Genomic DNA, 15,675 nt, shown 5'->3' on the forward strand with positions numbered 1-15,675 from the left:
TTATGTCTTTCTTTGTTAAAGCTGCAACTGAAGCGTTAAAACGTTACCCAGCTGTAAATGCATCTATTGATGGCGACGATATCGTTTATCACGGTTTCTATGACATCGGTGTAGCAGTTTCTTCTGATCGTGGTCTAGTTGTTCCTGTACTTCGTGATACTGACCGTATGAACTATGCAGAAGTTGAAAACGGTATCCGTGACTATGCTTTCAAAGCACGTGACGGTAAATTGGGTATCGAAGATATGACTGGCGGCACGTTCACAATCACGAACGGTGGTACTTTCGGTTCATTGCTTTCAACACCTATTTTAAACCAGCCACAAACAGCAATCTTGGGTATGCATAAAATCCAAGAGCGTCCTATGGCAGTAAATGGTCAAGTTGAAATCTTGCCAATGATGTACTTAGCGCTTTCTTATGACCACCGTTTAATCGATGGTAAAGAAGCTGTAGGTTTCTTAGTAACAATTAAAGAATTGTTAGAAGAACCAGCTAAACTCATTCTTGATCTTTAATACTACAAATATTAGCTCCCGTATAAAGTAGTTCCTTTATATGGGAGTTTGGAGATAAAAATGTCTCAACAATTTGATCTTGTTGTTATTGGTGGCGGACCTGGTGGTTATGAAGCAGCAATCCGTGCTGCACAACTTGGTTTCAAAGTTGCTTGTATCGAAAAGCGTATTCACAACGGTAAACCATCTCTAGGTGGTACGTGTTAAAACGTTGGTTGTATCCCTTCTAAAGCATTGCTTGACTCTTCTCACCGTTACGAAGCAACTGTTCATGAACTTGCTGAACACGGTATTACGACTGGTGAAGTTAAATTTGATTTAGACACTTTGTTGGCACGTAAAGACAAAGTTGTAGATCAATTGACTGGCGGCGTTGCTCAATTACTGAAAGGTAATGGTATCGAGTGGTTACAAGGTACTGGTAAATTACTTGCAGGTAAAAAAGTAGAATTCACACCGTTTGAAGGTGATGTACAAGTTTTAGAGCCTAAATACGTAATCCTTGCAACTGGATCTGTACCTGTAAACATTCCAATAGCACCTGTTGATGAAGACTTAATTGTTGACTCTACTGGCGCATTAAAATTCCCAGAAGTTCCTAAGCGTCTTGGTGTGATTGGTGCGGGTGTTATCGGTCTAGAGCTTGGTTCAGTATGGCGTCGTCTTGGTTCAGAAGTTGTTGTGTTTGAAGCATTAGATGCATTCTTGCCAATGGCAGACAAAGCATTGGCGAAGGAATATCAAAAAATCTTGAAAAAACAAGGTTTGGATATTCGTATCGGTGCAAAAGTTTCTGGTGCTGAAACCAATGGTCGCGAAGTAACAGTTAAATATAACCAAGCTGGCGAAGACAAAGAACAAGTTTTTGACAAGTTAATCGTTTGTGTAGGCCGTAAAGCGTATGCAGAAGGTTTATTGGCAGAAGACTCTGGCATTAAATTAACTGAACGTGGTTTGGTTGATGTAAATGATCAGTGCCAAACATCTGTAGAAGGTGTTTATGCAATTGGTGATTTAGTACGCGGTCCAATGCTTGCGCATAAAGCAATGGAAGAAGGTGTAATGGCTGTTGAACGTATTCACGGTCATGCTGCTCAAGTGAACTATGACACGATCATCAGCGTTATCTATACACATCCAGAAGCAGCTTGGGTTGGTTTAACTGAAGAACAGGCAGCTGAAAAAGGTCACGAAGTTAAAGCTGGTCAATTCCCATTTGCGGTGAATGGCCGTGCGTTAGCGGCTGGTGATACTGCTGGCTTTGTTAAGTTCGTTGCTGATGCGAAAACAGATCGTCTTTTAGGTATGCACGTTGTAGGTCCTAATGCATCTGATATCGTACACCAAGGTATGATCGCGCTGGAGTTTGTTTCTTCTGTTGAAGACTTACAGTTGATGACTTTTGGTCATCCAACATTCTCTGAAGTTGTACATGAAGCAGCGCTTTCTGTAGATGGTCGTGCAATCCACGCGATTCAACGTAAGCGTAAATAAAACATAAAGTGTGGTTCGCCACACTTTTTTGAATGAAGATGATTGTCTTATTTAGGCAATCATTTATTCAATATGTAGCAGTCTGGTTTTAAGAAAATCTAGGCTGTATCACTACAAACAACATAGTAGGTAACTAAATGAACTTACATGAGTATCAAGCTAAAGCATTATTGAAAGAATATGGCATGCCAGTACAAGAAGGTATCTTGGCAACAAATGCAGACGAAGCCGTTGCTGCATTTGAACAGCTTGGTGGTAAATTCGCAGTAATGAAGGCGCAAGTTCATGCTGGTGGTCGTGGTAAGGCTGGCGGTGTTAAAGTTGCAAAATCAAAAGAAGACGTAATCGAATTCGCTAACAACATCATTGGTACTCGTTTAGTAACGTATCAAACAGATGCAAATGGTCAACCAGTTAACAGCATCATCGTTGCTGAAGACGTTTATCCAGTTGAGCGTGAGCTTTACTTAGGCGCGGTTGTAGACCGTTCTAGCCGTCGTATTACTTTCATGGCTTCTACCGAAGGTGGTGTAGAAATCGAGAAAGTTGCGGAAGAAACTCCAGAAAAAATTATCAAAGTTGAAGTTGATCCTTTAGTTGGCTTACAACCATTCCAAGCACGTGAAGTTGCGTTTGCTTTAGGTTTGAAAGACAAGCAAGTGAGCCAATTTGTAAAAATTATGGGCGCTGCTTACCAAGCATTTGTAGAAAATGACTTTGCATTATTTGAAATTAACCCACTTTCAGTTCGTGAAAATGGCGATATTTTATGTGTAGATGCGAAAGTAGGTATCGACTCTAACGCGCTTTACCGTTTACCTAAAGTTGCTGCTTTACGTGACAAATCTCAAGAGAATGAGCGTGAATTGAAAGCATCTGAATTTGATCTTAACTATGTTGCTTTAGAAGGTAACATCGGTTGTATGGTTAACGGTGCTGGTCTTGCAATGGCAACTATGGACATCATCAAACTTTATGGTGGTCAGCCTGCAAACTTCCTTGACGTTGGTGGCGGTGCAACTAAAGAACGCGTAATCGAAGCGTTCAAAATCATCCTTGCTGATACTTCTGTACAAGGTGTTTTAATCAACATCTTTGGTGGTATCGTACGTTGTGACATGATTGCTGAAGCAATTATTGCAGCGGTTCAAGAAGTAAACGTAACTGTTCCAGTTGTTGTTCGTTTAGAAGGTAACAACGCTGAGTTAGGTGCTAAATTACTTGATGAATCTGGTTTGAAATTAATTTCTGCGAACGGTTTATCTGATGCCGCAGAAAAAGTTGTAGCTGCAGTTAAAGCGTAAGGAGTATCAATCATGAGCGTATTAATTAATAAAGACACTAAAGTATTGGTACAAGGTTTTACTGGTAAAAACGGTACTTTCCACTCTGCACAAGCTTTAGACTACGGTACAAAAGTTGTTGGTGGTGTTACTCCAGGTAAAGGTGGTACAACTCACCTTGACTTACCAGTATTCAACACAATGAAAGAAGCTGTACGTGAAACAAATGCTGATGCATCTGTAATCTATGTACCAGCTCCATTCGTTTTAGACTCAATCGTTGAAGCGGTTGATTCAGGTGTTGGTCTAATCGTTGTGATCACTGAAGGTGTTCCAACAATCGACATGCTTAAAGCAAAACGTTACTTAGAAACTAACGGTAACGGTACTCGTTTAGTTGGTCCTAACTGCCCAGGCGTGATCACTCCAGGCGAATGTAAGATTGGTATTATGCCTGGTCACATTCACCAACCAGGTCGTATTGGTATCATCTCACGTTCAGGTACATTGACTTATGAAGCTGTTGCTCAAACAACTAAGCTTGGTTTAGGTCAGTCTACTTGTATCGGTATTGGTGGTGACCCAATCCCAGGTATGAACCAAATCGAAGCGCTTCAATTGTTCCAAGACGATCCAGATACTGATGCAATCATCATGATCGGTGAGATCGGTGGTACTGCGGAAGAAGAAGCTGCTGAATTTATCAAATCTAACGTGACTAAGCCTGTTGTTGGTTACATCGCTGGTGTAACTGCGCCTAAAGGTAAGCGTATGGGTCACGCTGGTGCAATTATTTCTGGTGGTCAAGGTACTGCTGAAGAGAAATTCGCTGCATTTGAACGCGCGGGAATGGCTTACACTCGTAGCCCAGCTGAGCTTGGTTCTACTATGTTGCAAGTTTTGAAAGAGAAAGGTTTAGCGTAATTCGTTAGATTTTAATCTTTAAGAAACCCCAATGGAGACATTGGGGTTTTTTTTATTGGTAAGATTGTTGATGTATGCAGAGACTTATTTTATCAATAAAAATTGATATCTAATCTATTAACTCTAGATCTAAGTATTTTCTTCAAATTAATTATCATAGGAATAGAGAAAAAATTCAGTTTAAAATAGTACTATTTGTGAGATTGTGAACCAATTGATTAAAAATAGCTTATGTAAAAAAAGGGAAAGGTTACATTTGATTCTTATAATTACTTACTTTCCTTATAGCAAGATATGGGCCTATTATGTTTAATAACAAAATAAGAGAGTAGAAAAAAATACTTTCTCCTCTTAAAGTTCCAATAATTATCAAGAAGATGTTAAGAAGTACGGTTGGAAGCAAAATTGCGAATATAGATATTTTATATTCGTACTTAATCATAGCCTTACGATATGATAAATAAGCAAAAAAAGTACTGATAAATAAAGCCAATAAATAAAATCCAAGATATACAAAATTCCCCATTTTAACTTACCCTCATTGTTATTAGGCATCCAAAATAAGAAATAAATTGATTAGAAGTAGCACAGATCTATTGAAACCATTTGAAATGCTTTTTAAAGAATTTATCATAACTCATAATCATCATATTTAAAGAAATTAACTTTTGTTTTAAATATAAAGTGTTGAATTTATTTATTATTTTATATTTTTAAGCTTCTTTGAAAAACTATATGTTCTCATTTTATTCCTTCTTTTTATATAAAAAAGAGCCTCATAATAAAGGCTCTTTTTAGATCAAAATGCTTACTCAGTCTTTGGTTTCAACCCTTGGGTTAGACCATTAATATCACCACCTTGTAGGCCAAGTTCATTCATTAAGCTATCAATAAGTGGAGCTTGCGAGCGGTAGCGTAGGGCACTATTCACCACTTGGTCAGATAAAGATGCTTGACCATTTTCTGTAACTTCTCCAGATGCACTGCTTCCACCTGCAAAACCATTTAAACCATTCACTTGGAGAATTTTAATATCGTCGATATTTTCCATTGGTTTAACGCTTTCACGGATGATTTCAGGCAAGTGTTTGAGCATTGCTAAACGAACTTGCATTTCAACCTGTTCAGCAGAAAGTGTATTCGCTGCTTCATTGACTGCACGCGCACCTTCAGCATCAACTTGGTATTGTTTCTCTAAAGCTTGTGCAAGCAATACTTTCGCATCTGCTTCACCTTTTGCTTTTAAGCGAACTTTCTCTGCTTCAGCTTCAGCAGCAATACGGATTGCTTCAGCTTCATCGGCAGCCGCTTTCTTACCAGCATCAGCTGCAACGGTAATCGCAATTGCATCTTTTTCCGCTGTTTGTTTGGCAGCAACCAACTCAACTGCTTTTTGACGTTCTGCACGTTGAGTTTCACGTACAGTCACAACTTCTTCTTCTGCTTTTACTGCTTCTGCACGAGCTCTGTCAGCTTGTGCTTTGGCTTCTGATTCAGCACGAGATTTTTCTGCAATTGCAATCGCACGATCTTGTTCAGCAAGTTCAATTGTTTTCTTCTGTTCAACTTGCGCTTTTTCAATGAGCTGTGATTTTTGAATATTTTCATTCTCGACATCACGTGCAGCAGCAATTCTTTTCAAATCGACTTCACGTTCTGCGGCAATACGTGCTTCTTCTGCTTCACGTTTTTTTCCAGCCTCTTGGGATGCGATCTCAGCAAGTTGCTCGGCTCTACGAATCGAAATTTCACGTTCTTGTTGCAGTTTTGCGTATTCTTCTTCACGAGAAATTTCTAATCTTCTACGTTCTGCTTCTAAATCTTTCGCACGAATCGCAAGATCAGTATCTTGTTCGATGTCATTACGCTTCTTACGACGGTCTTCGATAGTTTCTGTAAGTTTAGTCAAACCTTCAGCATCAAAAGCATTTTGTGGATTGAAGAATTTAAAGCTTGTTTGGTCTAAACCTGTAAGAGAAACTGTTTCTAGTTCTAAACCATTCTTTGATAAATCTTCAGAGACAACTTGTTGAACTTTTTGTACAAAGTCAACGCGCTTCTCATGTAACTCTTCCATTGCCATCTCAGCCGCTACAGCACGAAGTGAGTCGACAAATTTACCTTCAACTAAGTCTTTTAGTTCTTGTGGAGACATGGTTTTTCTACCCAATGTTTGAGCAGCAGTCGCAATAGATTCACCTGTAGGCTTAACACGCACATAGAACTCAGCCATCACATCGACACGCATACGGTCACGGGTAATAAGTGCTTGATCTGCTGCACGTTTAACTTCTAAGCGTAAGGTATTCATATTTACAGGAATAATTTCATGTAAAACTGGCAGTACAATTGCACCGCCATTCAGAATCACTTTTTCACCGCCAAAGCCAGTACGAACAAAAGAAACCTCTTTACTAGAACGTGTATATAAGCGGGCAACAATGACCCCAATAAAAATTAATGCAGCAAAAATAACGCCTGTGATTATTAAAATCTCAGTGAGCGCTGAGTTAAACATTTAAAGACCCTCGTGTAATAAATATAAAATTAACTAGCAATAGCTTGAAAACCAATTTTGGTTCTTTGTGTCAAAATAACATCTTGTCCTTGTTGGAAAACAATATCCTGCTCAGGTTCAACTAAAACATAGTGTGTTTGACCAAATTGATCTTTAACTTTGGCTTGAGCAGGGGAGTTTGGTCGAGCTTCACCTAAAACGATGTGAGCAGTTCGACCAATCAGATCATCAGTATGTATGGCTGTCGTTTCATCTTTAGGAATAATTTTAGAAATAAGCGCTGCACTGAAACGTACAATAGGCATTGATAGAAATAAGCATGCAGGCGCAATAATCCATGCAGAAAGATAGTGTTCAGTAACATTAAAGAAAATATCTTGAATAATTAAGCCTGTTAGCGCATAGACAGTGAGAAAAATGATTAACCAAACGAGAAGAGGGACTTTTCCTAGATATAACCACTCTAATAGTTGAGTGAATAAGTTCTCAGGTTGATCAATCGAAACATCTGCATGATCAACATCAGTTAGACTATCAGGTAAAAATTGATCTATAAAACTGCTACTTCCACCAAATAACAATAAGATCACTTCAAGCATGCCAATAAACAAACACAGCAATAACGCAATGCTGAAAACTATGTTTGACGGGTGTATTAATAAATCCCAAATCATGAGTCGTTCTCTTATATTTTTCTAAAAATATTTATAAAAATAAATTGCTTATAAGAGTAATTGTATCAAGTGTAAAATTCAACCTATTACAGACATATTCTTTAGGCAAAAAAAAACGCAATGATTGGGGTTGTCATTGCGTTGAACAACGAATCTGTTTAAAACAGTTTCGGTTGAAAGGAGAAATGTCATGAGATTAGTGTTACCTAACCTACATCGCTATATTATAAAAAAACCTGACTAAGTTCATAGGTATTCATGTTAACTACTGTTAATAGATGTTAATAAGTGACAAAAATTGTTAGTAACTGGATTTTTTATAAAGTTCCTTAATTAAAATTAAATCAATGGTTTAAATAAAAAAGCCCAACAAGTGGGCTTTTTTAGAGTAAAAGTAACGTAAATTAGAATTTAAATAAGCCTAATCCATCTTTTACTTCATCTAAAGTTTGCTGCGTGATATTACGACATTTTTCTGTACCTTGTTTAAGTACATCCATAATGTAATCAGGATCTTTTTCTAATTCAGCACGACGTTCGCGAATAGGTGTAATTAATTCTTTTAACACACCTTCAAGACGCTTTTTCACTGTGCCATCACCTAAACCACCGCGGCGATAATGTGCTTTTAATTCTTCAACTTCTTCTTTATTCGGATCAAAGGCATCAAGGTAAGTAAATACGATATTGCCTTCAACTTGACCTGGATCTTCAATACGTAAATGGTTTGGATCGGTGTACATAGCATTGACTGCTTTCTTGATATCTTTATCAGAAGCATTTAACACAATTGTATTGCCTAAAGATTTAGACATTTTTGCTTTACCATCGAAACCAGGTAAACGCCCCATATTTGAGAGTAAAGCCTTACATTCAGGTAACAGGTCATGCCCAATTTGGCGGTTTACGCGACGGACTACTTCATTGGTTTGTTCAATCATTGGAATTTGATCTTCACCAACAGGCACAACAGTTGCTTTAAATGCAGTAATGTCAGCAGCTTGAGCGACTGGATAGCATAAGAAACCTGCTGGAATATCGCGCTCAAATCCACGCATTTGAATTTCAGATTTAATGGTTGGATTACGTTCTAAACGTGCAACAGTCACAAAGTTAAGATAAAGCATTGTGAGCTCATTCAGTGCAGGCAAGCATGACTGAACGCAAATTGTTGTTTTAGTTGGATCGATACCAACCGCTAAATAATCCAAAGCAACTTGAAGAATGTTATTACGAACTTTATCTGGATTGTCCGCATTATCAGTCAGTGCTTGGGCATCCGCTAATAAAAGATGTTGATGATGACTGTCTTGTAAACCTACACGAGAACGTAATGAACCAACAAAGTGGCCAAGGTGAAGTTGTCCAGTAGGGCGGTCGCCTGTCAAAATGATTGGACGTTGATCAGCATTACTCATGATATGTTCCAAGATTCAGTTATTTCATAAATATATAGATTGGCATTATTGTACGGGAAATAAATTTTTTTCGTCAGCGATTGCTTCAACTTTTATTAAAATAATGTTGTGAAATTATTGAGTAATTCTACAATAGCCTGATAAATATAAACTAGGAAATAAAAATGGCGAGTGGTTTATTACTGTTACTAGATGATATTGCAACAGTTTTAGATGATGTTGCAGTCATGAGTAAAATGGCAGCAAAGAAAACGGCTGGTGTATTAGGTGATGATTTAGCTCTCAATGCCCAACAAGTCAGTGGTGTTCGTGCTGATCGCGAACTTCCTGTGGTGTGGAGTGTCGCAAAAGGCTCATTTGTTAATAAGCTTATTCTTGTCCCATTAGCACTTTTAATTAGTGTTGTCGCATCTTGGTTGATTAATCCATTATTAATGCTTGGTGGTCTGTTTCTATGTTATGAGGGCGTAGAAAAGGTTATACATTCTCTCTACCATAAAAAAGCCAAAACACCAGAAGAAGCGAGTGAAGAGCTACAGGAAGTCGAAGTTGACCTAACAAAATTTGAAAAAGAAAAAGTAAAAGGTGCGATTCGTACAGATTTTATTTTATCTGCTGAAATTGTGGTGATTTCGTTAGGTACAGTTGCATCAGCAGCGTTTATGACTAAAGTGACAGTATTGAGTATTATTGCAATCGTCATGACCATTGGTGTTTATGGCTTTGTTGCAATGATCGTTAAGATTGATGATTTAGGTTTATATTTAACACAACAAGTATCTGAATTTAAAAATAAAATTGGGCGTGGTTTACTGGCTTTTGCACCAGTTTTAATGAAAATATTATCTATTGTTGGTACGGTTGCGATGTTTTTAGTGGGGGGAGGTATTATTAGTCATACCATTCCACTGTTACATCATTTCACTGAAGAAACTGTCGATCATTTAGAACTGATACCAAGTTTTGGTTCGATTATTGGCGCATTAACCCCGACATTAATCAACTTAGGTGTTGGTTTTGCGGCAGGTATCATTGTGCTGCTTATTGTTAGTTTAATAAAAAAAGCATGGCCAAAAGCTAAAGCATAAAATAAACCGTCATCATCATAAATTGGAGAATAGATATGCGTTGGAAAGGTCGTAGAGTGAGCACCAATGTCGAAGATCGTCGTGGTGGTGGCGGAGCAAAAGCGGGTGGTATTAGTATTATTGGTTTAGTTGTGGCATTTGTTGCATGGAAATTCTTCGGAGTTGATCCTCAACAGGCTTATCAAGCCACACAAGCAGTTACAAATGCACAATCAGCTCAACAGGGAAGTGAGCCGCAAAATATGACTGACGATCAGAGAGAAGCACGAGACTTTGTCGGTACTGTGCTTGCGGATACAGAGGATACTTGGACGCCTGTATTTCAACAGCTTGGTATGACTTATAAACCACCAAAACTGGTTTTATTTAGTGGCGTTGTTCGTTCAGGTTGCGGTACTGCTCAAGCAGCAATGGGGCCATTTTATTGTCCAGCAGATCAAAAAGTTTATATCGATACTTCATTTTTTAAAGATATGCGTCAGCAGATGGGAATTTCTGGAGAACAAAATCAAACTGAACTTTCCAGACAAAATCAGGCTGGGGATTTTGCCCAAGCTTATGTGATTGCACATGAAGTAGGTCATCATATTCAAAATTTGTTGGGTATTTCTGGTCAAGTCCAACAAGCTCGTTCGCAAGCAAGTCAATCCGAGGGCAATCAACTCTCAGTTCGCTTAGAGTTGCAAGCTGATTGTTTTGCTGGAATTTGGGCACATCAAAATCAGCAACGGACTCAATTCTTGGAGCAAGGTGATATTGAGGAAGCCATGGATGCAGCTGAAAAAATTGGTGATGATTATTTACAGCGTCGCGCTACTGGGCAAGTCGTACCAGATAGTTTTACTCATGGTACAAGTGAACAACGTATGCATTGGTTTGAGCTAGGACTTAAATCGGGTGATATTAATCAGTGTAATACATTCAAATAAGCAGAGCCAAAGGTGTTCTGCTTTTGATTTCCATACCGAAGTTATACGAATAAAAAAATAAAAGTTCAGTAAAATAATTGTCATAAATACTGAACTTAGATGATGTGTCTATCTATAGACTCATATTTGTTATTTCAATAAGAACTAAGATGTCTTAGATAAAAATTCTACTTCAGTAATTGACGGTAAATAAATTGATGAGTTACGAATTCCACCGCGAAATCCAAACAGTTTGATTTGGAAAAATCGTTGTGCGTGATAAGTAATAACAAGGGGTAGTATGGGTAATTTTTTTCTTTTACAAGCTTTGACTGCTGTTTTTACGCTTTCAATTGCCACTACCATCTTCAATAAGCGCGTACTTGGATTTCCACAAGCAATTGGTGTACCCATTGTCTCAGCAATTTTTGTCTTCATTTTACAATGGGGTGCAAGTCTACTGAATGGTAATCAATTTATTACGATTAATATTCACAATATTGAATCGGCTGTACGTGAAATTGATTTCTATGACTTCCTCATCAATGGCGTTATCTGTTTCATTCTTACTTCTTCTGCATTGAAGTTTAAAATTTCTGATCTTAAAAATTATTGGAAACCAATCAGCATCTTGGCGACTATTGCACTAGTTTTGTGTGCAGTTATTTATGCTGGTCTACTTTATTTGTTCCAATGGGTGGTAGGTTATTCAGTGCCAATGTCAGTGCTTTTATTACTCGGTGCTGCTTTAGGTGCAACTGATCCGATTGGAATCAAAGGAGTTTTGAGTTCTATTCGAGCGCCACATCATCTAATTGTTAAGCTTGAAGGTGAATCATTATTCAATGATGCAATGTGTATTGCTTTATTCATGACTTTGCTGAAAGTTTTACAAGGTGAGCATTTCTCTCTATTGGCAACGATTGAAACTTTGCTATACGAGATTTTTGTCGCTGTCATCATTGGCTTTGCGTTTGGTTTCGGTATTTTGCGTCTCTTACGCGGAAAGCACGAAATGGAGTCTTTGATTCTAACGACTGCATTACTAGCGAGTGGATCTTACTTGGTCGCATTATTTGCACATGCATCTGCACCAATTGCTTGTGTGATTGGTGGATTGATTGTTGGAAATAAATGGCAAGAGTTTAGAGAACAACGCGAGATTAGAGAGGTCAATCATTTTTGGCATGCTGTAGAAGGGATCATAAATTCTTTTTTATTCACCTTAATAGGTTTAGAGCTCTTTATCCTTGATCTAAGTGCCAATTTAATTATTGGTGGAATTATTGCCTTTCTTATTTTGCACTTGTCACGCTTTGCTGCAAATTTTGCAGCATTTGCACTGTTTCCGTCATTCAGAAATAAAAGCTATAACGGTAGTTTAACGATTCTTTCATGGGGTGGTGTGCGTGGAGGAATTTCGCTTGCTTTGATTCTCGCTGTTGCGAATGTACCTGCACTCAGTCCATATAGCAGTATTTTAATTGGATATACATTTATCAGCGTATTACTGTCTGGTGTGGTCTGTGGGCTTGGCTTACCTGCAGTAATGAATGCATTTTATTTTAATCCCAACGAAGAAACAGAAGGGGTAAAAGGCTTCTATCAGCGCTTGTGTAATAAAATGAACAGACGTGGCTTTAAATATATTGTTAGTGAAGATGAAAGTGGAAAAGAGTCTATTAAAATCTATAATCCAGAACGAATAACAACGATTAAGTCTGATGATGAATTGACAGAAATTTACCATCCGGAAAAAGTTAAAGAGGTTGAACGACTTCAGAATCCCCAAAACTTTTAATTAAAATTAACAGGTTCTTATTTGGAATTTTTAATAAATTTATTTCTGTTTTAAAACTTACTAAACAGTAAAACAGTTATTTTGGTTCCTTAATAGAACTTGTTTATTTCTAGTATAATTAATTATTGGTTTTACTTAATAGACCTCTTGCAAAAATCATTTATTGACCAACTCCATGTTGTAAATTGCAGCAATCAAATTGAGGCGTAAACCCATGCGTTTACGCCGATTACGATAACGTTCAGCAAGAATTTTAAAGGTCTTTAATTTACCATTTACATGCTCAATTCGGATACGTCGTTTTCCAATTTCACGATTGATTTGCTTATGTAGCAGCGTTAATGGTTTCTTTTTGCTTGATTTTATGGGAATGAGGCAACTCACTCCTAGTCGATTCAAACCTTGATAGCCTTTATCTGCAAGCAACAACCCCTTGTATCTTTGTTTTTTGCGTTGCCTTCTAAATAATTGAACATCATGCACACTACCGTGTGCAATGGCTGTTGATATGATCTGACGTGTTTCGTAGTGAATCATCAGCTGGGCTTTGATGGTGTGACGCTTTTTCTTGCCACTATAATACTTTTTCTGTTTTTTTGGGACGTTCTATGGTTATCTCGGTAGCATCAACCACGACAACTTCCCAATCTAAACCTTCACCTTGTGGTAATTTTTTAGGTAAATGAAATTTATCGGATTTTATTAAGATATTCTCAATCTTTTGAATAATTCTAGAAGCATTAGATTCATGTATACCATAGCTCATCGAAACATGAAAAAGTGTTCGATATTCACGCCAATAACTTAAGGTCATCAATAGCTGATCTTCAAGCGAAAGTACAGAAGGTCTTCCTCGTCGACTAACACTTTGAGCAGCTCTCAATACTTCAAGCATTTCTGCAAAAGTTGAGGTTTGTATTCCGACAAGTCGTTTAAACTGGCTGTTTGACAGTGTTTTTACTTTTGAGTAGTTCATGGAACAATAATAATCGAAAACGGCGTATTGTTTGATACAAAAAACGACCAATAAATTGATCATTTTTTGATTTATGCAAGAGATCTAATCTAAATTAATTAAAAATAAGTATAACTGATATTTTTAATTTAAGTCTTTAGTCTATGTTTTATCTTTATTCCTTATGGTTTATTTGTTATAAATCAATAAATCTGATATTTGGTGTAACAAAATGATAATTGTATATTAAATACAATTTAATAAACACATGAAGGTTTTTAGATTTAGTTATGCTGCAAATGAATAATATTTTTTTAAAAAATAAATAAATACAATTTGTTAGTTTGATTTTTGTGATTTTAAAATCATTTTTTTTTACTGGCTGATAAACTATTTTTTGTATATCTTTATAATATATGGATTTTTAAAGTATAGGGCAATTATGATTTTTTTGGTCATTTTATTAATGTCTTTATTGTTTAAAAAAAATAAATTATTTAAATAGTTTTATTTATAAAACGTTAGGTTGTAAAACTTTATTGACCTTTTTTCTATGATGATGTTGTCATTTTTGTAAAGTTTTTTTGTGATGTGTTTAACAAAAGTGAATTTTAATTTAGATTTTAATAGGTATAGGAAATGATTAATAAACCAACCAAATATACATACACAAGAATTATTAAATAATCAGAGGAATAACGACCATGTCTGAAATCCAAATAATTTCTAAGGAAAGTCATAAAACCCTTTCTAATACAATGGAAAATACTACAACTCTACCTTCTGAGCCTGCTGTAGTATTAATTAAGGTTCCGTTAAAGGATATTGTCGTAATTAAAAAGGACGGTTTGAATGCAATTGTTTTTTTAAAAAATGGAGAAACAATCGTTGTTCAAAATTTCTTTAATGAAAATAGTAACATTGATAATAGTCTTGTTATACAAGATGAAAACGGTCAGTTAGTTTGGGCTAAATTCAAAGAGGGTGAAAGTGACGCGGATGCAGACGCGGATGCAGATGCAGATGCGGATTCCGACAATGAAGGTGCTGTTTACTTAGAAGAAACACCAGCAGCTCTTCCTGAAGTTGTTGAAGCACCAGTATCAGATGTAATTTTTCAACCTATTCAATCCATAGAACCACTTTTATACAATGATGCATCAATGAGTCCATGGTTGTGGGCTATTCCTTTGGTTGCTGGCGGTATTATTGCTGCTGCTAGTGGTGGCGGAAGTGATAATAACAATAATAATAACGGTGATACGACTCCGCCAAATACAGATGATGTTGGTTTTACAGTTGATTCTGTTACTGATGATAATACTTTGAATGCTGCTGAATCAGCAGGTGATGTAACCATTACTGGTACTTTAACGAACATTCCTTCAGATGCTGCTACTACTGTTGTCACTGTAATTGTGAATGGTGTGAGTTATTTAGCAACTGTTAATGCTGCCAATGGCACATGGAGCGTTGTGGTTCCAGGTAGTGGATTATTAGCTGATAGCGATAAAATAATTGAAGCGAATGTTAAGTTTACTGACGCTGCTGGCAATAGTAGTACGGTTACTGATACGCAAAGCTACTCTGTTGATGTCGATGCTCCGAATGCTCCGGTGATTAACCCAATTAATGAAAATGATCCAATTACAGGTACAGCAGAACCTGGTTCAATGGTGACTGTGACCTTCCCTGATGGGAGTACAGTGCAAGTTATCGCTGGACCAGATGGTAGCTGGACAGTAGATAATCCTGGGTTAAATGATGGTGATCAGGTTACAGCAACAGCGACGGACCCAGCAGGTAATACATCAGATCCTGCAACAGCAACAGTAGATGGTTTAGCCCCAGCTATTACCATTGATGATATTATTACCAATGACAGCACCCCAGCATTAACGGGGACAGTGAACGATCCAACAGCAACGGTGACCGTAAATGTAAATGGTGTGGATTACCCAGCGACCAACAATGGTGATGGCACATGGACATTGGTAGACAATACGCTGCCAGCGTTAACAGATGGTGCGTACACAGTCACGGTGACAGCGACAGATGCAGCAGGAAATTCATCAACAGCAACATCAACGTTGA

11 protein-coding genes and 1 pseudogene are annotated in these 15,675 nt (G+C 37.3%); 8 read left to right on the forward strand and 4 right to left on the reverse strand.

All coding sequences use genetic code 11. From position 1 onward, the window contains the following. The 4 genes and pseudogenes from B4237_RS08190 to sucD form a co-directional block, all read left to right on the forward strand. A partial coding sequence (locus B4237_RS08190; protein WP_286942627.1) for a 2-oxo acid dehydrogenase subunit E2 occupies positions 1–518 on the forward strand: 518 nt, incomplete at its 5' end. 60 nt (positions 519–578) lie between these two features. Continuing rightward, a pseudogene (gene lpdA / locus B4237_RS08195) lies at positions 579–2,012 on the forward strand (dihydrolipoyl dehydrogenase). 137 nt (positions 2,013–2,149) lie between these two features. Further along, the gene (gene sucC / locus B4237_RS08200; protein WP_004640348.1) at positions 2,150–3,316 is read left to right on the forward strand and encodes an ADP-forming succinate--CoA ligase subunit beta; all 1,167 of its coding nucleotides are present in this window, start codon (positions 2,150–2,152) and stop codon (positions 3,314–3,316) included. 12 nt (positions 3,317–3,328) lie between these two features. Then, positions 3,329–4,219 carry a succinate--CoA ligase subunit alpha gene (sucD, locus tag B4237_RS08205; protein WP_003655479.1) on the forward strand — a complete coding sequence of 297 codons (891 nt, stop codon included), beginning with the start codon at positions 3,329–3,331 and terminating at the stop codon, positions 4,217–4,219. 808 nt (positions 4,220–5,027) lie between these two features. Here the strand turns inward: sucD and B4237_RS08210 are convergent. The 3 genes from B4237_RS08210 to trpS all read right to left on the reverse strand — a co-directional run bounded on the left by B4237_RS08210 (position 5,028) and on the right by trpS (position 8,829). Continuing rightward, a complete protein-coding gene (locus tag B4237_RS08210) occupies positions 5,028–6,737 on the reverse strand; it encodes a flotillin family protein (protein WP_007484118.1) in 1,710 nt (569 codons plus the stop codon). A gap of 29 nt (positions 6,738–6,766) precedes the next feature. After that, positions 6,767–7,411 (reverse strand): YqiJ family protein, encoded by a 645-nt coding sequence (locus B4237_RS08215; protein ID WP_278595352.1) that lies wholly within the window; start codon positions 7,409–7,411, stop codon positions 6,767–6,769. Between the two features lie 404 nt (positions 7,412–7,815). Beyond that, a complete protein-coding gene (trpS, locus tag B4237_RS08220; RefSeq protein WP_004876928.1) occupies positions 7,816–8,829 on the reverse strand; it encodes a tryptophan--tRNA ligase in 1,014 nt (337 codons plus the stop codon). Between the two features lie 164 nt (positions 8,830–8,993). On the opposite strand from trpS, the gene B4237_RS08225 reads away from it, so the two are divergent. The 3 genes from B4237_RS08225 to B4237_RS08235 all read left to right on the forward strand — a co-directional run bounded on the left by B4237_RS08225 (position 8,994) and on the right by B4237_RS08235 (position 12,626). Beyond that, positions 8,994–9,917: a DUF808 domain-containing protein gene (locus tag B4237_RS08225; RefSeq protein WP_278595353.1), complete on the forward strand. Its 924-nt coding sequence runs from the start codon at positions 8,994–8,996 to the stop codon at positions 9,915–9,917. A gap of 35 nt (positions 9,918–9,952) precedes the next feature. Beyond that, entirely contained in the window at positions 9,953–10,846 is an 894-nt protein-coding gene (gene ypfJ / locus B4237_RS08230; protein WP_278595354.1) for a KPN_02809 family neutral zinc metallopeptidase, read from the forward strand. Positions 10,847–11,126: 280 nt separating this feature from the next. Next, positions 11,127–12,626: a cation:proton antiporter gene (locus tag B4237_RS08235; RefSeq protein WP_136456944.1), complete on the forward strand. Its 1,500-nt coding sequence runs from the start codon at positions 11,127–11,129 to the stop codon at positions 12,624–12,626. A 156-nt stretch (positions 12,627–12,782) separates the two neighbouring features. Here the strand turns inward: B4237_RS08235 and B4237_RS08240 are convergent. After that, positions 12,783–13,602 (reverse strand): IS5 family transposase gene (locus B4237_RS08240; RefSeq protein ID WP_283269548.1). Its coding sequence is split into 2 segments (ribosomal slippage): positions 12,783–13,224 and positions 13,223–13,602, totalling 822 coding nucleotides; the frame shifts between segments, so codons are not numbered across the junction. 683 nt (positions 13,603–14,285) lie between these two features. On the opposite strand from B4237_RS08240, the gene B4237_RS08245 reads away from it, so the two are divergent. Beyond that, positions 14,286–15,675: BapA/Bap/LapF family prefix-like domain-containing protein (locus B4237_RS08245; protein WP_286942643.1), on the forward strand; the 1,390-nt coding region annotated here is incomplete at its 3' end.

Origin of the sequence: Acinetobacter sp. UBA6526 (assembly GCF_002434875.1) — a bacterium.
GTDB lineage: Bacteria > Pseudomonadota > Gammaproteobacteria > Pseudomonadales > Moraxellaceae > Acinetobacter > Acinetobacter venetianus.